At 53.9% G+C, this 19,443-nt stretch carries 19 protein-coding genes; 15 read left to right on the plus strand and 4 right to left on the minus strand.

Annotated features, from left to right (window positions below):
- Positions 1-14: 14 nt before the first annotated feature.
- Positions 15-626: a flavodoxin family protein gene (locus tag ACWKWM_RS03805; protein WP_483844825.1), complete on the minus strand. Its 612-nt coding sequence runs from the start codon at positions 624-626 to the stop codon at positions 15-17.
- A gap of 53 nt (positions 627-679) precedes the next feature.
- Complete coding sequence (locus ACWKWM_RS03810) at positions 680-1,519, minus strand: SDR family oxidoreductase (protein WP_483844826.1); 840 nt, start codon at positions 1,517-1,519, stop codon at positions 680-682.
- A gap of 287 nt (positions 1,520-1,806) precedes the next feature.
- Here ACWKWM_RS03810 and ACWKWM_RS03815 point away from each other — a divergent pair, with 287 nt between their 5' ends.
- The 9 genes from ACWKWM_RS03815 (at position 1,807) to ACWKWM_RS03855 (ending at position 10,877) form a co-directional block, all read left to right on the plus strand.
- Positions 1,807-2,553 carry a YkgJ family cysteine cluster protein gene (locus ACWKWM_RS03815; RefSeq protein WP_483844827.1) on the plus strand — a complete coding sequence of 249 codons (747 nt, stop codon included), beginning with the start codon at positions 1,807-1,809 and terminating at the stop codon, positions 2,551-2,553.
- A gap of 184 nt (positions 2,554-2,737) precedes the next feature.
- Entirely contained in the window at positions 2,738-3,832 is a 1,095-nt protein-coding gene (locus ACWKWM_RS03820; protein WP_483844987.1) for an NADH:flavin oxidoreductase/NADH oxidase, read from the plus strand.
- A 97-nt stretch (positions 3,833-3,929) separates the two neighbouring features.
- Positions 3,930-4,259: a C15 family peptidase gene (locus ACWKWM_RS03825; protein ID WP_483844828.1), complete on the plus strand. Its 330-nt coding sequence runs from the start codon at positions 3,930-3,932 to the stop codon at positions 4,257-4,259.
- Positions 4,260-4,349: 90 nt separating this feature from the next.
- Positions 4,350-4,868, plus strand: a complete 519-nt coding sequence (locus ACWKWM_RS03830) for a DUF2255 family protein (RefSeq protein ID WP_483844829.1) — start codon at positions 4,350-4,352, stop codon at positions 4,866-4,868.
- 237 nt (positions 4,869-5,105) lie between these two features.
- Positions 5,106-5,594: a (2Fe-2S)-binding protein gene (locus ACWKWM_RS03835; protein WP_483844830.1), complete on the plus strand. Its 489-nt coding sequence runs from the start codon at positions 5,106-5,108 to the stop codon at positions 5,592-5,594.
- On the plus strand, positions 5,591-6,583 hold the full coding sequence (locus ACWKWM_RS03840) for an FAD binding domain-containing protein (protein WP_483844831.1): 993 nt from the start codon (positions 5,591-5,593) through the stop codon (positions 6,581-6,583). Before ACWKWM_RS03835 ends, ACWKWM_RS03840 begins: the two co-directional genes overlap by 4 nt.
- Positions 6,580-8,970 (plus strand): xanthine dehydrogenase family protein molybdopterin-binding subunit, encoded by a 2,391-nt coding sequence (locus ACWKWM_RS03845; RefSeq protein ID WP_483844832.1) that lies wholly within the window; start codon positions 6,580-6,582, stop codon positions 8,968-8,970. The genes ACWKWM_RS03840 and ACWKWM_RS03845 overlap by 4 nt, the downstream gene beginning before the upstream one ends.
- A gap of 3 nt (positions 8,971-8,973) precedes the next feature.
- Positions 8,974-9,942 carry an XdhC family protein gene (locus ACWKWM_RS03850; protein WP_483844833.1) on the plus strand — a complete coding sequence of 323 codons (969 nt, stop codon included), beginning with the start codon at positions 8,974-8,976 and terminating at the stop codon, positions 9,940-9,942.
- A 23-nt stretch (positions 9,943-9,965) separates the two neighbouring features.
- Complete coding sequence (locus tag ACWKWM_RS03855; RefSeq protein ID WP_483844834.1) at positions 9,966-10,877, plus strand: AraC family transcriptional regulator; 912 nt, start codon at positions 9,966-9,968, stop codon at positions 10,875-10,877.
- Between the two features lie 412 nt (positions 10,878-11,289).
- On the opposite strand, the gene ACWKWM_RS03860 is transcribed toward ACWKWM_RS03855, so the two are convergent.
- Complete coding sequence (locus tag ACWKWM_RS03860) at positions 11,290-11,514, minus strand: hypothetical protein (RefSeq protein WP_483844835.1); 225 nt, start codon at positions 11,512-11,514, stop codon at positions 11,290-11,292.
- Positions 11,515-11,892: 378 nt separating this feature from the next.
- Here ACWKWM_RS03860 and ACWKWM_RS03865 point away from each other — a divergent pair, with 378 nt between their 5' ends.
- Positions 11,893-12,390 (plus strand): heme-degrading domain-containing protein, encoded by a 498-nt coding sequence (locus tag ACWKWM_RS03865; protein WP_483844836.1) that lies wholly within the window; start codon positions 11,893-11,895, stop codon positions 12,388-12,390.
- 588 nt (positions 12,391-12,978) lie between these two features.
- Complete coding sequence (locus ACWKWM_RS03870; RefSeq protein ID WP_483844837.1) at positions 12,979-13,251, plus strand: DUF3892 domain-containing protein; 273 nt, start codon at positions 12,979-12,981, stop codon at positions 13,249-13,251.
- A 345-nt stretch (positions 13,252-13,596) separates the two neighbouring features.
- Here ACWKWM_RS03870 and ACWKWM_RS03875 read toward each other — a convergent pair whose 3' ends face one another.
- A complete protein-coding gene (locus ACWKWM_RS03875) occupies positions 13,597-14,349 on the minus strand; it encodes an SDR family NAD(P)-dependent oxidoreductase (RefSeq protein ID WP_483844838.1) in 753 nt (250 codons plus the stop codon).
- A gap of 89 nt (positions 14,350-14,438) precedes the next feature.
- Here ACWKWM_RS03875 and ACWKWM_RS03880 point away from each other — a divergent pair, with 89 nt between their 5' ends.
- From ACWKWM_RS03880 to ACWKWM_RS03895, 4 genes are all read left to right on the plus strand, one after another.
- Positions 14,439-15,461 (plus strand): helix-turn-helix domain-containing protein, encoded by a 1,023-nt coding sequence (locus tag ACWKWM_RS03880; protein ID WP_483844839.1) that lies wholly within the window; start codon positions 14,439-14,441, stop codon positions 15,459-15,461.
- 1,003 nt (positions 15,462-16,464) lie between these two features.
- The gene (locus ACWKWM_RS03885; protein WP_483844840.1) at positions 16,465-17,277 is read left to right on the plus strand and encodes a DUF1206 domain-containing protein; all 813 of its coding nucleotides are present in this window, start codon (positions 16,465-16,467) and stop codon (positions 17,275-17,277) included.
- Between the two features lie 76 nt (positions 17,278-17,353).
- Complete coding sequence (locus ACWKWM_RS03890) at positions 17,354-17,449, plus strand: thioredoxin domain-containing protein (protein WP_483844988.1); 96 nt, start codon at positions 17,354-17,356, stop codon at positions 17,447-17,449.
- 643 nt (positions 17,450-18,092) lie between these two features.
- The gene (locus ACWKWM_RS03895; protein ID WP_483844841.1) at positions 18,093-19,439 is read left to right on the plus strand and encodes a short-chain fatty acid transporter; all 1,347 of its coding nucleotides are present in this window, start codon (positions 18,093-18,095) and stop codon (positions 19,437-19,439) included.
- Positions 19,440-19,443: the final 4 nt, after the last annotated feature.

Raw genomic sequence — 19,443 nt, forward strand, 5'->3', positions numbered from 1 at the left:
GATGGAGAGGTCTTTCAGTCTTCTCGTTCAGGCTCATGTATTCCGGTCTTCACGGATCCGAGCATTTCAGCATCACTCATCTGCCAGTAAATGCGACCGCGCCGAATAAACTCTTGATAAAGAAGATGACCGCCACGCGATTCAATCAGTGTTGAGAAGTTATCAATCTCTTCCGACTTATACCGGCTGTTACCCGTCATGATTAACACCACTTCTTTACCCGTCAGGTCACTGTTCTTTACGAACGTCCATAACGGAGGAGCAGGTCGAAACATCCACGTGGGCGAAACCAGATACACACGTTTTGCTGACTGAAGATCAACAGCCTCAATTTCAATTGGGGGGAAAACATTGGCTTGGGCGTCTGCTATCGCTTTGCGTTGTCCTTGGAAGGTAAGAGCATAGTCTGCGCTTATCCTCGCGATGGGTGCGTTGAGCCGCTTCGCTACCTCACGCGCCACAGACTCCGAATGGCCAGTCCTTGAGTAGTACACAACGACGTATTCCCGCGGTGCCCCATCAGCAGGTTCAAATCGAGGGCTTTGGACATAAGTTTGATCTTTTATCAACATCACGATAAACGAGCACAGGGCAACGACAATGGCGATGACGACTGCGGTAATCACACAGCGATACCTGATGGTTGTCTTAACCTTGGACCGTTGTCCCTGCTGACTCATTACTCGTCGTGCGCCAAAGAGGAAGACAGGGTGCGGTGAGCATTAGCTTGCTCATGAAGCAGTTTTGCTTTTGTCTCGAAAGCCTCAACTGCGTCGGCGCCGGCTGCAAAACGCGAGGGAGGGGTATCACTTCCCGCAAGCTGCACAATCGCTGTTGCAAGCTTGGCCGGATCACCGCCTTGCTTGCCGCTCATGCCGCTCCAGGCTTTCACTGTTTCTTGGGTCGCTTGAGCATAATCTTCAATCGAAGAATCGGCAAAGGTAGTAGAGTCCTTTGTTAATAAATCGGTCCGGAAGAAGCCTGGCTCAACCAGCATTGTTTTGATTCCAAACTGATTGATCTCGGATGCCATGGACTCCATCCATCCCTCGACTCCGAATTTGCCGGCGGCATAGGCACTGCAGAAAGTGCCCCCCACAATTCCCGCAGTTGAAGATACAGTGACAACTACACCAGATCGTTGCTTTCGCAAAAGAGGGAGCACAGCTCGGGTTACATTCATGGGCCCGAAAAGCAGCGTCTCAATCTGACTGCGCATATGATCAGCAGTTAGCTCTTCAAAGAAACCAGCGTAGAAATTACCTGCGTTATTGACCAGTACATCGATCTTGCCAAATTTTGCTACCGCTGCGCTCACCGCTGCCTCAGCATCTTCTGGTCTGGTGATGTCGAGTTTCACCGCCAATAAATTTTCATGTGGGCCCAGAGCCGCCTCGACTTTTGCCGAATCACGTCCCGTGGCAACCACGGCATGCCCAGCAGCAAGAGCAGCTTGGGCCAAATGGACTCCCAAACCTCTGCTAGTGCCAGTAATGAACCAAACCTTTGTTGCAGCCATGTGATGTTCCTTATGCGAAGGGAGCCAGTGCATCTACGTCATCATTGTGTCGAGTTGGCTGTTAGAGCGTTTGCAGACTTCGTTTGAAATCTTGCCTAAAACGACGAATCGTAGTGTCGCAATGGCAAGCACCGGACAGGGCGATCAGCTTTATTAAATTGGAACGAGCAAGAATCATCGTGAAATGGGCAACAGGATAAATAGCGGGTTTCGGATACTTAAAGCCTTAACAACCGAAACCTGCGCGCGATCTGCGTCTCAGGCTTCCATGTGCGTCGAGTAAATAAGTGAACAAAACTGCGATACGCTTTGCCTGCAATGGTTGTGGTGTTTGCTGTAAAGGGCGCCTGATCCCTTTAACGCTGGGCGAGTCTAGAGAGTGGCTAGCCCGTGGTCATGACGTTGCGGTATTGCTTGAGGCATTTGACGAATTTCACTGGCCTGATGAGCCGGCGAAGTTCGACCACAATCTTAAGCGCGCGGTAGCCGTTCATAGTGGGGGGCATCGCATCAATGTGATTCCTATCTTTGCGGCGAATGCGTTAAGTGGATGTCCGAATCTGGACAGCCAGAATAGGTGCGGCATTTACAGTAAGAGACCCTTGGTATGCCGGATTTACCCTCTGGAAATATCGCCGTTCATTGAATTGCGCCCTTCAAACAAAATCTGCCCGCCCGAGGTCTGGGAAGCTGGAGATATCATCTTCTCAGATCGTGTGACCGATCCGGTGGTCGCGGATGATATACAAAAGTCCAGGGCTGCTGACAGAGTTGACGCCAAGGCGAAAGTGGCCATTTGCGAGTCTATGGGAATGACGGTTGCTGCGTGGAAGGACAATGCATTTGCTGCCTACCTTCCGGGCCGGAATGATTTAATTGCGGCTATTGAACGTTTCGATTCGGGTGGTTTGCAGATCGCTGATACACACTGGCGCCTGCGGATCGAGGATAACGAGTTATATGCAAATGTCAGCGGTCGCGGTGCGTTGGTGGATGTGGAGGACTGCTCTGATTATATTTTTCATAGGGCATGACACCGAAGCAAACGCTTGAATCAGGCATTCCGTCTGTGTGGAAACATCCCGAAACATCTGGCTTTCGTCGTTAAGTCTCTTTGAAGCGCGTCATTTTGTGCAGCTTTTCGCTTCTATCAGGCAAATAAAGATCTTCCTCCAGGATCATAATTCGTCCATTCGAATCGCCAAATGGATAGACCTGATGACCTCTCTATTTTCGCCGTACCACCTGAAGGATGTCACGTTACGCAACCGCATTGTGGCGTCGCCAATGTGTCAGTATCAGGCCGTCAACGGTGTATTGAATAACTGGCATAAAACACACTATGAAACCCTCGCCAAGGGTGGAGCAGGATTGGTGGTGGTTGAGGCCACCTCAGTTAATCCTGAAGGCCGGATTACATTGGGTGATGCAGGTCTGTGGAGTGACGATCATGTTGCGAACTTCGCAGACATCGCTGCAGTCATTAAAAATGCGGGAGCGCTTCCCGGTATTCAACTCAGCCATGCTGGACGCAAGGCTGGATGTACTCCTCCATGGGATGGCGGGCATCCACTTGAAGATTCGGACTCGCGAAGCTGGCAACCGGTTTCACCCAGCGCTCTTCCTTATGTGGCTGGCTCTTCCTACGTCCCAAGAGAACTAACGGTTGCAGAAATCTTGCGTATACAGGGAGATTTTGTAAGTGCCGCTTTAAGGGCACGCCGTGCAGGTTTCGAGTGGCTGGAATTGCATTTCGCACATGGTTTTCTTGGTCAGAGTTTCCTATCGCCAAAGGCAAATATCCGCACGGATAACTATGGTGGGTCGTTGGCTAACCGTGCGCGCTTCTTGCTAGAGACAGTTGCAGCAGTAAAACAGGTTTGGCCGGAAAATCTCCCACTGACGATACGTTTTGGCACTCTGGATTTCGACGAAAACCATGAGGCGTCCATGGCCGAGACGATCCAGGTGCTCAAGTGGCTTAAAGAGGGGGGAGTGGACTTCGTTGACTGTTCGCTATCCCTGACAGTGCCAGAGGAACAAGTCCCTTGGGGGCCTAACTTTATGGTGCCATTTGCAGAGCGGGTACGTGTTGAGACTGGCCTGCCTGTGGGCACCAGTTGGATGATAACCGACGCTCTCGATGCCGATGAATTCGTGCGTTCCGGCGCGCTTGATCTGGTTTGCTTCGCAAGAACATTGCTAGCAAATCCCCACTGGCCATTCCAGGCCGCACGTACGTTGAACATTCCTGATCCGGACTCGGTATTACCAACGCCCTACGCATACTGGTTGCAAAGCTGGCAGGGATAACATCTCAGGTATTCCCGGCCTGATCCATAAGGGCGTATGTCAGCCGGCGCGAGGATGCCTATTAATCTTTAAATGCACAGCTTGCTGGAGGTAATCCATGGGCGAGTCATTAGGTGGATCTGGTTTTAGCCAGTCGTTAGAAATCCTCGTCAGGCCGCATTCTGTAGCGGCCGTAGTTTCCGCGCTGACGACGCGAGTCGAGCAATTCACCAGCCGTCATTTAGGTTTTGTTGCGGCAAGTGTTCAAGTAAGCGAACACCAAGGTGCAGTTCACCTATTGCTGTATTGGATTTCCAAAGAGGCCGGCCAAAATGCCCTTGAGCATCCTATCGAGGGCGAATCTGACCTACTCCAGCTTGTTCAAGACTTTCAGGCACGCGCGATGATATTTCAGACATTTACGGTTTGCGCGGCATTGCAAGCTTGACCCTTGGTCAGCCACAGACTGCTCTCCAGCAACAGATGTTCACCCACGTGCCCATGGATACTCAACATTCACACCTATGCGGATCATCAAATGGACAAGACAATTTCACGTAGCAAAATGTTCTCTTCATTTCTGACAGCGATGGCCCTTGTGCTGACGGGCATCAGCGCCACCCATGCAGTTGGGGGAGCGCTTCAACCCGCCGCCGCGTCCACGGTATCCGCTTCACACCCCGGTAGTTGGTCAGCGGATGAACTCAATCGCATCATCAAAGCAGATGATTTGAAAGTCTCCCCCTTTCGCGAGGATGGCGTCACGTACGGAACTCCCACCTGGATCTGGTGCGTTGAAGTTGATGGCAGCCTTTTCGTCAGGGCTTACCACGGCAAAGCATCCTCCTGGTACAAGGCTGCCGTTCGTGAGAAAGGGGGCCGCATAATTGCAGCCGGTATGACCCGCGACGTCACGTTTGAGGGAGTTGACGGTGACATCAATGATCGAGTCGACCAGGCTTACCGTGCCAAGTATGGGAGCAGCCCATACCTTGCCGACATGATCAGTAATCAAGCGAGAGGTGCGACGGTAAAAATCTTACCAAAGGCTCCTTGACTTCGATTCCATGGAGCTGACGCAGGTATTGCCGGGAGACCTAGGCTCGTCATATCAAGCACTCCCTTCCTTCGTAATATCCTGTTACGAGCCGTTTTCCTATTTACCAGTCCTTGGATTGGGCAATAAACAGCGCTGATCAGGCAATCCCTGAATACGTAGACCAAGCATACTTCAAGGCAGCATAGCGCTCGATCACCCGTCATCGCGCTGTCGGACTTATTTGGAGAGCCCAGCATGGCAGACCGTCTTACACTTCAACTCAGCGTCAATGGCTCGACTCGAGCCTTTGAGCTCGATCCGCGCACGACATTACTCGATGCGCTTCGCGAACACGCGGCGTTATCCGGGACTAAAAAAGGATGCGACCAAGGTCAGTGCGGCGCCTGTACAGTACATGTTGACGGTGAGCGGGTCTTGAGCTGCCTGACATTTGCAGCTCAGGTAGAAGGTCGGGCTGTCACTACCATTGAAGGATTAGCTCAACCAGACGGAACGCTACATGCCGTGCAGGCTGCCTTCGTGGAGTTTGATGCCTTCCAGTGTGGATATTGCACGCCTGGTCAGATCATGTCTGCCGTTGCCTGCATTCTTGAAGGCCATACGGGTTCTGATGATGCAATCCGCGAATACATGAGCGGCAATATATGCCGCTGCGGTGCCTATCCGCACATTGTGACGGCTGTACGCACTGCGGCTACACGGTTGCAGGAGGGCAAGGCATGAGAGCTTTTGACTACATTCGGCCTAGTGACACTTCTAAAGCCCGAGGGGAACAGAGCGTGCCAGAAACCCGGTATCTGGCGGGAGGCACAACGCTACTTGATCTGATGAAATGCGGGGTCGAACGCCCCGTTCGACTCGTTGATATCAGCCATCTGCAAGGCCTGAACGACATCCGTATAAATGCTCAGCAGATCCATATCGGTGCGCTGGCGAAAATGAGTCATGTCGCCGCCAACGCAGGTGTCCAAGAGCAGGCACCTGTTCTCAGCGAAGCACTGTGGCGCGCCGCATCGCCTCAATTGCGCAATATGGCGTCGATTGGCGGCAATCTGATGCAGCGCACTCGCTGCACCTATTTCCGCGATCCTGGCGCGTACCCTGACTGCAATAAGCGAAACCCGGGATCAGGTTGCGCTGCGCTACATGGCATCAATCGAAACCATGCAGTGTTAGGGACTAGCGAGGATTGCATCGCCATATATCCGGGCGATCTGGCAGTGGCGCTTGTTGCTTTCGATGCGAAGGTATTGATTCGAGGCGCCACTGATCGTCAGGTGTTGGCTGAAGATTTCTATCGACTTCCTGGGGCACGTCCCGACATTGAACATGATCTTTCACCCGGAGAAATGATCGTTGGCGTAGAGGTGCCGGTAATAGCTGCGCTCAAACGCTCCCATTACCTGAAAGTGCGGGATCGTGCCTCGTATGAATTTGCTGCTGCGAGTGCTGCTGTCGGCGTGGAGTTGGAAGACGACGGCATCACCATAAAGGACGTGCGCATTGCCATGGGTGGCGTCGGCACGAGACCTTGGCGTGCGCGTGGCGTTGAAAAGGCATTGATGGGCAAATCGCTCACTGAGCGAGTGATTCGTGATGCAGCCCGCAGCGCTGTAGACGGAGCGCAGGCTCGTGAACATAACGGCTTCAAAATAGTGCTTGCGCCACGTGTGGTTGCCAGAGCCTTGATGACTGTAGGGGGCTTGGTATGAACGATCTTTTTAATCCCAATATTCTTCGCCGGACATTATTGAAAACAGCGGCTGCAGGATCTGCAGTTGCTTACACAGGGATTGCGCTGAACCCCTTGACCGGGGAGGCAGCTCCTCTCGTGGAGAAAGAAAAAAACGGCTCCATCGGTGAACGCGCCACCCGGCAGGACGGCGGCCTAAAGGTCAGAGGACAAGCGCCTTATGCCATTGAGCACGTGATAGAAGGCATGCTCTACGCAGTCGCCGTACAATCAACGATTGCCGCGGGTCGTATCACTGCAATCGATGTCCTTGCAGCTGAAAAGGCACCAGGCGTGGTTGCTGTTTATACGCATCTGAACCCGCTCGCCATTCAGCCGGCAACGCCCTTCATCAAGGGGGGAGCAGCGACTGAAAACTTCACCCCGCTGCAGGATGACCAAGTACGCTGGAACGGCCAGCACATTGCTCTGGTTGTGGCTAAAACCTTTGAACAAGCCACTGAAGCCGCCAGTTTGCTCAAAGTAAGCTATGAGCAGAGCAAGCCAATAATAGATCCTGATGACTCACGCGCAAAACCCCAGCCTATCGATGACCTCCAGGCCAAGTGGGGCGACGCGCGAGCGGCCATGGCATCAGCCGCCGTCAAAGTAGAAGGGGTCTACACCACGCCCCGTGAATACAATGTACCGATGGAGCCGCACGGTTGTATTGCGCACTGGCAAGAGGACAAGCTTACCGTTTATGAGTCGAGCCAGTGGGTCGGCGGGGCGCGTAACGTGATTTCCCAGTGGATGGGCATTGATATGGCCAAGGTGCGAGTGGTATCACCGTTCATTGGTGGCGGGTTTGGCTGCAAGGTTGCGCCCCATCCACACGTCGCAATGGCGTGTGCTGCTGCCAAGGCGCTGGGGCGTCCCGTGAAATTATCGCTAACCCGCCCCCAAACTTTTACCGGTTATGGCGGCCGGCCCCGTACCAGCCAGCGTCTAGCTTTAGGAGCCACGAATGAAGGCATGCTCGTGTCTGTGGTGCATGAAGGCTGGAATGAGACAGCCATCGATGATACGCACCTAGAGCCGACTACGGGTGTGACAGCGTTGATGTACGCCACGCCTAATATGCTCGCCCGCCATAGCATTATCCCTGTGAACACCGTCAATCCAGGCTGGATGCGAGCTCCAGGTGAAAACATCAGCACCTATGCACTTGAGACGGCAATGGATGAACTGGCTTACAAGCTTGCTCTCGATCCCATCCAGTTGCGCCTCAGGAACTGGGCTTCACAAGATCCGAAGGCAAACATCCCATGGACAACCCGTCGTCTGCGTGAGGGTTATGCCGCGGGTGCTGAAGCGTTCGGTTGGGCGAGCCGCAATCCAGAACCTCGCTCGATGCGTGAAGGTCGAGAGTTAATCGGTTGGGGGATGGCTGCGGGTACGTATCCAGTCTGGCGCACTCCGGGCGAGGCCAAAATCATTATTCACCAGGATGGGCGAATAGAGGTGCTCAGCGCTGGCACTGACCTGGGTACTGGTACTTACACGATTCTTGCACAGACTGCTGCTGAAATACTCGACGTTCCAACCAGCTCGGTAAAAGTGAGTCTTGGCGATACGGATCTTCCGAGAGCCCCGATTGCGGGCGGCTCGCAGCTCGCCAACAACCTGACCGGCGCGGTTTACAAAGCGACGAAAGTGGCCCGTAACGAGTTGCTGAGGGTCGCTACAACCAACCCTAAATCACCGCTCTACGGTATGGATATTTCCAGCCTGGTATTCAAGAACGGACGCATAAAGCCGTCACTAAGACCTGGCGAGGGCGTCGCCTTGGGCGATCTTCTGAAGGCAGCAGGCAGAGAACGCTTCGAGATATCGACCGACACATTTAAAGCAGGAGCAACAGAAGCTGACCGTGATGCCGCCGCGCATGGGTTTAGCCAGATGCTACCGGCAACTAATGGAGGCGTCTCCGCCCACAGTTGGGGTGTGCATTTTGTTGAAGTGCGTGTGGATGAGGATTTCGGTACGGTCAAGGTCAAGCGGATGGTGGCAGCCTTTGATAGTGGAAGGGTGTACAACCCCAAGCTGGCTGAAAGTCAGTGGATGGGCGGAATGATCATGGGGATAGGGCAAGCGCTTTTCGAAGAAGGACACATTGATCGCCGAGACGGCCGCATCGTTAACGCAAGCCTTGCTGACTATGTCGTTCCCGTAAATGCCGACGTGCCTGAAATCATCACAATCGATGTAGGCATACCGGATCTGCAGGCTAGCGCCTTAGGTGGCAAAGCTGTAGGCGAACTGGGAATCGTAGGGGTGGCAGCGGCGATCAACAATGCGGTTTATCACGCTACCGGTAAACGCATTCGGGATTTACCGATCACGATGGACAAGTTGCTAGCCTGACCTATGAACAGTCTCGATTTGCAGGTCATTGAGCAGGCGTCCATGTGGCTGGAGCAGGGGAAAAGTGTTTGGCTTTGCACTGTGCTCTCCACCTACGGGTCTGCTCCACGCGGGCCCGGAGCGATGCTTGTTGCATTGGAACACGGAGACTTCTGCGGATCGCTCTCCGGCGGCTGCGTCGAAGAAGACTTCCTGGATAGGCTCGGTCGCCGCGAGTTTGAATCCACCAACCAGATTGTTCGGTACGGGGCGGGTGGGTTTGTTCCTAATCTGGAATTGCCCTGCGGCGGCGTACTTGATGTACTCGTTGAATACGTCGAATCGACTTGCTTGAACCGTGAGCATTTCGCGAATCTGAGAGACGCCTTGCAAGGTCGCAGGCTGATTGTGCGCGAAGTGACATTGGGGACGGGGTTGATGCGCATTGAAGAGGCGAACAGGGAGTGTGCGGCTGTCACTGTGGAGGCTGAACGCATCCGTCTGCGTGTCGGCGCAGTCAGGCGTCTTCTGATCGCGGGTTTATCACCTGTCGCAGAGTTCTGCGCCGGTTTTGGAGTGGCGCTGGGGTATGAGGTCATTGTGTGTGATCCGCGTTCGGAGCTGACTTCCAATTTCGATGTGCCCGGGGCCACGCTGATCGAAACGTTCCCGGCGTCCTACATTGCTGGCGGCGGCTGTCACGCAGCCACAGCCGTCGTCGCATTGAGTCACGACCCTCGTCTGGATGACCTGACGTTGATGGAGGCGGTTCGGACGTCGGCCTTCTACGTTGGCGCCATGGGGTCGAGACGAACCAGTGAGAAACGCCTGGAGAGAGTCAAACGCATCGGCGGGCTGGATGACGATCTTGTAAACCGTATTCACGCTCCTATCGGCCTCAATATAGGGAGCAAAACGCCCGCCGAAATTGCGCTGGCGGTGATGTCCGATATCGTCAGGGTAAGTAATGGAATCAGCAGAGGCGCACTTTAGCGCCAAGACTTTGGGAAGAAATGATGAACTCAGCTTCTAAAAACGCTATTACCGCTGCCGACACTGTTCGCCTGGCTGAGCGAGTGAGCCAGGTCCTGCGCAGTGACGGTGACCATTTCACAGACATTCCTGGGCTCAGTCTTCATCGACGTAGCGTCGCTACTGTGCCACTGCACTGCATCTACAGCCTGGGGCTGGGTCTGACGCTGCAGGGCGGCAAACAAGTGATGGTGGGGGAGGAGGTGCTGACCTATGACCCGGGGGAATCAATGGTTACCAGCGTCGACATTCCCGTCATCGCGAATGTAACGAAGGCCAGCAGTACAAAGCCCTTCCTAGGCATGATTCTGAAGTTCGACGGTGCGATGGTTGTACAGGTCGCTGAGCGCCTCAGGTTGTCTCAGCGAATGAGAGACGAGGGATTCAGGCCCGTGACGGTGCATGGGCTTGAAGCTAGCATCCTGGGCGCACTGGAGCGACTCGTCGGGCTTATGGACGAACCCTGTCTGATTCCAACCCTCGCTCCACTCATCATCGAAGAAATTGTGATACGGCTGCTGAACGGACCCCATGGGCTTCAGCTACTGCACATCGTGAGTGCAGGGTCACCGAGTCAGCATATTGCGAAGTCGCTCGAATGGTTGAAGCTCAACTTTCGCGAAGCACTCAAGGTTGACGATTTGGCGACAGCCGCCTGCATGAGCCCCTCAACCTTCAGGCAGCATTTCCGCTCAGTTACCGGAATGAGCCCGTTGCAATACCAGAAGCAGCTCAGGTTGCAGGCCGCGCGACAAATGATGCTCAGCCAAAATGTCGACGCAAGCAGTGCTGGTGGCCTTGTGGGATACGAAAGCTCATCGCAGTTTAGTCGGGAGTACAGTCGGCTGTTTGGCGAGCCCCCGCAACGAGACATAAAGCGGATGCGATTGCAGTAAGCGGGAGCGTACTTACCTTACCAGGGGTAATGGTGCATTGTCGGCGCATTGAGAATTGTAATAACACTAGCTCCGATGATGCCCCAGCCCCTGGATGATTGACAAACGAGATATACAAATAGAGTGGCGCAGATGTATATCAACGGAACCATCAATAAGAAGCTATCGCCATTGATATACGAACTTGCGGCCAAAACAGACCAGCAAAGCAATGACGCGAGCATGAAAATACCGTCTATCCTCAGGATCACATGTGCCATGGGGGGTAATAAAAAGCTGTTACCGCTGCATTTGGGTTCCATACGCGCGTATTCTCATGTTAAAGGTCTTTGAAGGTGGTTTGACTTTCTGGCATCAGAAGTGAAACACCTAGCGCGCAGGGTTGGGTGGGTTACTGGATTAGAAAGAGCGGCTAGCGTGCCCTTGTCATTTCGTTGATCCAACCAATGGCCCAGCTTGCAGGATGGATAGATTGCATTGGCAATAAAGGTTTCCCTTGCCTAGCCGCCATTTTGCCGTCTGTCTCAGCTTGAATATGAATCCAAATTGTATTCTGTTTGAAACCTTGAGCGCGCTGACGCTCTCTATAAACGCGTTGCCTGAGAACGGCGTCTTGTTTTGATGCATCCCCGGACATACTTCACCTATTGACCGGTGTTTTAAATAGGGTAGCCCGCTAAATGCGAGTTGGTTCCCCACCTGTTACTGCATGATCAAAAAGCCTCTAAAGCAAGGCCATACTTCCAGAGCGCAGCGTGGTTTTCTAGGCCTGATCCAACGTTTTTCTTGCCTATTCTGGTATGTTTCTGGTTGTCGTCGACATCCAGCTAACTCTGGAGATGGCGACGCTGTTTCTTTGTGACGACCATAGATTTGGGGGCATTGGCATGTTGCAGCTCGGCTTCACGTAATCGTCCTGTAGGGTTTGCGTTTATCGGCTGCTAGTTTCTCTTCGCCGTAAATGAACCCTGTAAGCTAATATACTTTTCCAAGCGTATAAGGGTACGAGCATAAAATGGCTTCAAATAACCAAGACGACCTGCAGCGCATAGCACGCCAGCAAGAGAATCTGCAATTTCAGGCGTTTGACAAAACCACAGCATGGGATCTTGGATTGCGGTTGAAGGATGCCTGTGACGTCCTCTGCGTGAGCACTACCATTGAAATACGGCTTGCCCGGGAAACCGTCTTCTTCTACGCAATGCCTGGCACTTCGAAAAGCAATGCGGATTGGGCTCGGCGCAAACGAAATGTGGTTGAACTCATGGGCGAGAGCTCCTATCGCGTGGGGTTGTCGTTTGAAGAAGGGGAATCGCTGGAAGCCCTGATGGGACTTCCCGTCCGAGACTACGCCAGTCACGGCGGCAGTTTCCCTTTAACGGTCAAAGGCGTTGGAATGGTGGGCGTAGTGACTGTGTCTGGATTGCCTCAGCGCCAGGATCATGCGTTGGTCGTGAGGGTGCTGGCCGACATGTGCCGGGTGGAGGTTTCTGGCTTGGAGTTGGCGCCCTGAGGGCAATGACCACGCACTGGGTCTCGGCCACACCGCTTCGGTGGATGTGCATTGCAGCTGACAATGATCCGCGCGTCCAATCACAAGGTTGGACGATCCCTAAGTGGTACCACCTCAGCCGCCAGGCCTTCGGTCCAGCCTTCGAGCGCGAACTTGGTAGAACTACAGCCGTGGTTGTTTGGCAGGACAGGGGTTGATGGATGCGGAACAGGCGTTTCCGCACACCGAGCACTGTCAGCACCCTCACCCACACATCAATTTGCAAGGCGTTTACGAGATTGCAATCCACGAGGCTGAAGGTCAGTGCAATGGATGCAAAACGGTTCAGTTGGCTATCCTTGGCTGCTTGCCCGCTTTGAAAAGATTGCTGATCTGGTAATCGACCGCTTTCGGCCAAAAGCGGTCGCTCCCCCTAAGTAAGAAACTAGAAACGCTTCAGACGGGTTGTTGAGGAAATCCTACATGAGCACGGAGTGCTTAGATCGAGACGAAATGATACGTAGGAAATTAGATTTCTAGAAAAATTCGACTAGACTCCGATCAGCATCATCACTACCAATATAAAACACGTGTAAAAGGAGAGCTACCTTGGGAGATTGTCAAATTACCTGTATCGCGTTATCGGGAACTCGATCTCATGACCGTATAACTCAGATCGGTAACACATCTGTACCTTGGTATCTCACAATGGCAGACGCCGTGCAGAGAATTGACGCAAAAACCGATACGTTTTATGTGATGGACGCATCGGGGAGACGGGCTGACGTGGAAGTTGTCCGCCCCTCTCAAGGATTACCCTATTTACGAACCTACGCTGATAGCGTCTGGACTGACAACCTATTGAGTCTAGGAACCTGTTAATGGTTTAGTCCAGTAGTTGCATTACATACTAAAATCTTTAAACATTTGTTCGTGCTGCGCAGATTCGATCGACGCAAGGTTTACTGCGCGGAAAGGGCTAGTTGCGTTTCTCCGCTACGTCCGCATTTGGCCGGTAGCAGTCTGTCATGCCTTGCGCCATCGGCCAGAAGTAATCAGTTGAATTCACTTTGCCGGAACGAAGTGCTCCTCGTTCACCGCAAGTCGATCAGCAACTCCACAAATTCGCGTACAGCCCGCCTGGTACGACGAGTCGCTGACCAACCTGGCCGGGGACGCCTGGCAGCACCGCGTTTATGCGCCTGCGGTCTTTGAGGGGGCGAACCATCAGCCGGCCACAACGCTCATTCCTCCATCTGCCATGACCACTGCACCCACAATATAAGATGCCCGGCTGGAGGCTAGAAATGCCACGATTTCGGCGATTTCTTCTGGCTGTGCGGCACGTTTGATCGGGGTGGTCGCACCGTGTTGCGCAAGGAATGCACCTCCATCGTCGACCACATCATTCAAAATGTTTGTGACCACATCACCCGATCCGATGGCATTGACCCGAATGCCATGGCCAATCGCTTCAAGTGCCAGCGCTCTGGTCAATTGAGCTAAAGCGCCTTTCGAGGCGGCATAGGCGGCGATGGTGGGGAACGCCTGATAGGCAGCATAAGAAGCAATGTTCACGATGGCGCCAGCGGCGTTGGGGATCATGGCTTTGACTGCTTCTCGGGAGTGAAGGAAAGCCGCAGTGACGTTCACCCGCTGGATACGTTCCCAGTCCTCACGAGTCATGTCGATCACCTGTTTGTTTATGATGATCCCGGCGTTATTGACCAGAATATCCACTCGGCCGAAATGCTCGATTGCAGTAGCCACGGCCTGCTCCGCGGCACCGTCCAGCGTGATATCCGCCACCAGCGGCACCAGGCCCGGGCGGGCCAGATCTGTGACTGTCGGGTTCTTGTCTTCCGCGATAACGCTCGCGCCACGCTCATGCATCATCAACGCTACGGCGCGACCAATACCACTGGCGGCGCCGGTCACCAGCACCACTTTGCCTGTGAATTCTTGCGGGTAATCATTCATCAGTTTCACCGTGTTATGTAGATCCGCGCGGATATGCGCTGAACCAGGTGTCACTTTCCTCCCGCCGGAGATTCACGTCTGACGCGTCCTTGCCGAACTGTCGTGTTCTTGCTTTTTTATCCGCTATGCTCGACCGAACCGTCCAGCAGCCAGGCTTTGTCGCCCGGAGTTTTAATGCCCACATGAATGACATCAGGCAACCAGAGAGCGCCCGGCCTGTGCTGCGGATTTCCGCGCACCAGATGCCCGAGTATTTGTCCGACAGCACGTATCTCGGGTCGGGGCGCCGGTTGCACAAAGACGTGCAAATGCAGGTATACACCCACCGCAATGCCACGGACAGCATCGTTGTCCCGGCGGTGGCAGAGCCTTTGCTGGTTCTGGTGCTCTCGGGCTGCGCGCGGGTGCAGGAGCGAGGGATCGGTCAGTTGTGGAGCACCTTTGATGTAGCCGTTGATGACTTCTTCCTGACCATGACCCACGCACCTTATGAGATGCGTTGGCAAACCCCTGCGAACGGCAAGTTTCAGGTGGTGCATGTGTATTTGAGCCAGCGCATGTTGGATCTGGCCTCAGGCCATGTCATCGCGGGAGGCGGACAGCCCGCTCGTCTCATGGATGTGTCGGGGGCCAAGGATCCGCAGATTGCCAAACTGGTCAGGCTGCTCTACCAGGAACTTGTCGAGTGCCAGGAGCCCAGCGAGCTATATGTCGACGGAATTGCTCAAGCGCTGGCCGTTCATCTGGTTCGACATTATCGAGAGGACCATGGGGGGCCCAGTCGGCGCAATGCGTTACCTGCCTATCGCCTGCAACGCGTCATTCATTTGATGGAATCATCGCTAGAAAACAGCTTCAGCCTGTCCGCGTTCGCTGCTGAGGCCCAGCTGAGTGATTTCTACTTCAGCCGGCTGTTTCATCAAGCCACTGGACACTCACCATCGCAGTATTTCATTCAGCTTCGACTGGCAAAGGCGCGCCGCCTGCTGTCGAGTACATCGCTAAGCATGATTGATGTGGCCCTTGAAGTGGGGTACGGCAGTCCGAGCCATTTTGCCCAAATGTTCAAACGGCACACCGGCATGACGCCGCGTGCCTACCGTCACCAATAGGCCCTTAAATCCTGCGTCCACTCCTGGCCGATAACTAGCTGTCGCGAAGGACAGCTGTCGACCGATGCGGACAACGGCTAGTTTCGATGCCTGAGGCCGATCCAGGCACGACAGTTTCGGGATTCGATACTGCCCTGCTTAAAAGGCGAGCACGCTTGCTCTTTCATACGGGGCGATTGCCCGACGATCGTTAGCTTTACCGGCTTTGGGAGTTCCTTCCGTGGAGGAGGATCAGAGCTAGCGCGAAAGGAAAGTACGTTGTCAGCACCTCTGGCAATGAAGTTCTGATCATTGAAGACGGTTTGCCGAGCCGCGTTGGCTGGTAGATATATGTCCGATGATGCTTGAGTCTGCGAGCCCCCTGGATCTTGCATCGGCGGCATTCCACTGTTGCGTATCAGTTCACCTTCTCCGTCGTTCGGGCTCATCGCATGTTTGTATGCTGCGTTAATGCTTGAGGCTCGGCTTATCGCCTGGAATATACCTATCGTGGCTGTGCTTCCAAGGATCAGACAGATGACCATGGAGAAAACCCCATGCTTGTGATGTGTTCGAATGACTCGTTCTGGAGCATCGCTGATATCAGCTTTCATGCATTTCAGGCTCGTCCTTGAGGAGCAAAAAACGTCCCTCTCTTACGGGCTTAGCCCGCATGGTGGCGGGCTCGAGGATTCACGGATTTCTGAAACGGACGCAAGCATATCAGAGCAGGGTGAAATGAATGCTTTAGCCGAGATCTGCCTGTCGCCAGCGACATCGATGGATAACTCTGCGTCGGTCAGAGCCGATAAATGTTGCGATGAGGAACGGGCTGAGTCAGGTGACCATCAACGCCTCGCTTCTCCTGTTTTCCAACCTGATATGCGCAGATAATTCCAGGCACAGGAGGCACAGGAAAGCGACTACCCCACGTATTCCAAAGACCAGTGCAGTCTGGGTTTAACGATAGAACCCTTTCCAGTTAGACGAGTCTGTTCCTGTATTCTTTTCGGAAAAGCAGCCAATGTCAGCGCACCAAAGTCTTATTGTTCTTGCACGCGGAGGGTACGCCGCTCGAGGAATGCTTTACCTGATCATCGGTATCTTCGCATTGCTTGCGGCACAGGATTCTACAAAGCCAAAAGACAGCCACAAAAGCCTGGAAGCTTTGTTAAGTCAGCCGTTTGGCTACTTCTTAGTGGGACTGGTGGTGGCGGGTCTGCTCGCATTTGCGGCTTGGCGTATCCTGCAAGCTACGCGTGATGTCGACCATCACGGCAAAAATCTCAAGGGTCTGATAATTCGCGCCGGTCTGTTTGCGGGAGGTTTGGTCAATGGTGCTCTGGCATTTTTCGCGTTAGGCCTACTCGTGAGCGGAATGGGTCGCTCGGGCGATTCAGGTGGGCAAGCCAAAGATTGGCTGGCGCATCTGTTGTCCTGGGAGCATTCCAACTTATTGGTGTACTTGATCGCTCTCCTTCCGCTTGGTGTTGGAATTGCTCACATCATCAAGGGATGGAAGGCGTCGTTTGAGAAATATTTCGAGGCCGACGAAGACGTCATGCGGTACGTCCGCCCAGTGTCTCGGTTTGGCCTTATTGCCCGTGGCGTCGTTTTTATACAGATTGCATTGCTGTTAGCCGTTAGCGGTTCTGCCTATCAAGCCATGGATCCGCCGGGTATGAAGGAAGCCCTCGACGCGCTCCAGAATTTACCCGCTGGATGGCTGGTTTTGACGTTGATGGCCTTCGGATTGATTGCTTTCTCGGTTTACAGCTTCTCTGAAGCTTTCTGGCGGAAGATAAATATGGAAATACCCGGCGTATCGAGAGCGTAGTGCAGGAATGACAGGTCATTTGCAGCTTCCCGCAGGCGGCGAATTCGGCGTCATTGACTCAGTTACTTTTCTAACGATGAACCCTCACGGGCGGGTTCCCGTAATCCAGGACATCGACGGCACCACGGTGTGGGAGTCACACAGTATTCTCAGGGTTTTGGCTGCCACATAGGGACAGACAACGTTCTGGCCAGAGCATGCATCCCGGCGCGCTGTAAGCGACAGCTGGATGGATTGGTGCCAGACGACCCTTCAACCAGCCTTTCTGACAGGCATTTTTTGGGGCTTTTACAGTACACCTGAGGTTCAAATGAACGCGGCGAGTATTGATAAAAACCTGAGCCTCTGCCGAATATTTTCAGCGCTTGGATCGCGTGTTAAGCGCTCAAGACTTCATTGCCGGCCATTCGATTTCGAAGGCGCTGAATGCCGCCATGTCATTCACCTGACTTTGTAGAGCAGTAATGCTTCAACAATCTCGATCCCAAGGCTGGTTCTAGCGCTATGGATCACGGCATCTGGTCTATCCGTCGGACGCACGACGATTTAAGTGACGTCCACATCTCTTGGCTGGGCGAGATGGCAAAGCCCATGGCATGCGCAGTGTCATCCGGCACAGGGCGGTGGCGAGATACATGCCCATCGCCTCTCGGCTCTAATGAACTGTCGTCGTTTGATGTTCGATAATCGAACGCTTAATCGAATACCGGATTGAACGCGATTGCCTGCTTGGCTACCGTGAGGTGGTCGTACGCGCACCTTCTGCAGGGCGCGTATTAGACGTGGCGAATTAAAAAAATAAAACGGAGTAGTCATTGAACAAGCTCACCGCGTTTTTCACGGAGTTGATGCGCCGGTATTTACCGGACCCCTTTGTCTTCGCAATCGGACTCACCCTTTTGACCATGGCGCTGGCAGTGCTGGTGGAAGGACAGAGTCCGTTTCAAACGCTACAGAGCTGGGGAGATGGGTTCTGGAGCCTGCTGGCATTTACCACTCAGATGGCCGTCATTCTCGCGATGGGCTATGTGCTGGCGACCTCGCCCCTCATCGATGGCCTGCTCGAAAAAATCGTCAGCCGGGTCGACGCGCCACGTACGGCTATCATTGTCGCGACCCTGGTCGGAGGAGTGGGCAGCTATCTGAACTGGGGTTTTGGTTTGGTCATCGGCGGAATCGTGGCGCGCAAGCTCGCGCTTCGTGTCAAAGGGGTGCATTACCCTTTGATCATCGCCTCGGCGTACAGCGGATTCACTCTTTATGGGTTAGGCCTCTCAGCGACCATCCCGGTGCTGATCTCCACACCGGGTCATCCACTGGAGTCAAAGATGGGGCTCATTGGGCTCAGCGAGACGATCTTCTCGCTGCCCATGCTCCTGACCTCGGCAGTGGTGCTGATCACCATGCCGCTGCTTAACGCCTGGCTGCATCCTCGACGTCCCGAGGACATCATCGAAGTCGATCGCAGTATTGAAGAGCTCAATGAAGGTAAAGGCCCAGGGGCAGTGGACGGGCTGTTTGCCGATGGCACACTGGCTTCCCGGCTCAACAACAGCCGTTTATTGAGCCTGCTGATCGGGTTGTTGGGTCTCGGCTATCTGCTGATGCACTTTCTCAACGGTGGTAGCCTTGACCTCAATAAGGTGAACTTCCTGATCCTGTTCCTGGGTGTGCTGCTACTGGGTACGCCGGCCAACTACATTGCCAAGTTGAGCGAAGGGATCAAGACCATCAGTGGCATCATCCTGCAGTACCCGTTCTACGCAGGCATCATGGCAATGATGCACAGCTCGGGCCTTGTCGACAGCATATCGCGCGTTTTCGTTGAGATTTCCACCGCCCAGACGCTGCCGTTCTGGGGACTGCTGAGCTCGTATGTGATCAATTTCTTCGCGCCTTCAGGCGGTGGTCACTGGGCCATCCAGGGCCCCTTCATGATCGAGGCGGCCAAGTCCCTCAACAGCTCGCTCGCTCAAACGTCCATGGCCGTGATGCTGGGCAACGCCTGGAACGACCTGATCCAACCCTTCTGGATTCTACCGGCCCTGGCCCTGTCTCGACTCAAACTCAAGGATGTCATGGGCTATACCGTGATCATCATGGTATGGGTGGGCCTGATCTACATCAGCGCAGTGCTGCTCTGGGGTTATCTGAGCCACTGATTCC

This window comes from Pseudomonas rosaeacicularis, from assembly GCF_057128745.1.

Coding starts and splice junctions, on each gene's coding strand:
- ACWKWM_RS03890 (WP_483844988.1), top strand. CDS start 17,354: ATGAACCCTCACGGGCGGGTTCCCGTAATCCAGGACATCGACGGCACC.
- ACWKWM_RS03860 (WP_483844835.1), bottom strand. CDS start 11,514: ATGTCCGGGGATGCATCAAAACAAGACGCCGTTCTCAGGCAACGCGTT.
- ACWKWM_RS03835 (WP_483844830.1), top strand. CDS start 5,106: ATGGCAGACCGTCTTACACTTCAACTCAGCGTCAATGGCTCGACTCGA.
- ACWKWM_RS03845 (WP_483844832.1), top strand. CDS start 6,580: ATGAACGATCTTTTTAATCCCAATATTCTTCGCCGGACATTATTGAAA.
- ACWKWM_RS03885 (WP_483844840.1), top strand. CDS start 16,465: ATGTCAGCGCACCAAAGTCTTATTGTTCTTGCACGCGGAGGGTACGCC.
- ACWKWM_RS03810 (WP_483844826.1), bottom strand. CDS start 1,519: ATGGCTGCAACAAAGGTTTGGTTCATTACTGGCACTAGCAGAGGTTTG.
- ACWKWM_RS03840 (WP_483844831.1), top strand. CDS start 5,591: ATGAGAGCTTTTGACTACATTCGGCCTAGTGACACTTCTAAAGCCCGA.
- ACWKWM_RS03855 (WP_483844834.1), top strand. CDS start 9,966: ATGAACTCAGCTTCTAAAAACGCTATTACCGCTGCCGACACTGTTCGC.
- ACWKWM_RS03830 (WP_483844829.1), top strand. CDS start 4,350: ATGGACAAGACAATTTCACGTAGCAAAATGTTCTCTTCATTTCTGACA.
- ACWKWM_RS03865 (WP_483844836.1), top strand. CDS start 11,893: ATGGCTTCAAATAACCAAGACGACCTGCAGCGCATAGCACGCCAGCAA.
- ACWKWM_RS03825 (WP_483844828.1), top strand. CDS start 3,930: ATGGGCGAGTCATTAGGTGGATCTGGTTTTAGCCAGTCGTTAGAAATC.
- ACWKWM_RS03820 (WP_483844987.1), top strand. CDS start 2,738: ATGACCTCTCTATTTTCGCCGTACCACCTGAAGGATGTCACGTTACGC.
- ACWKWM_RS03850 (WP_483844833.1), top strand. CDS start 8,974: ATGAACAGTCTCGATTTGCAGGTCATTGAGCAGGCGTCCATGTGGCTG.
- ACWKWM_RS03875 (WP_483844838.1), bottom strand. CDS start 14,349: ATGAATGATTACCCGCAAGAATTCACAGGCAAAGTGGTGCTGGTGACC.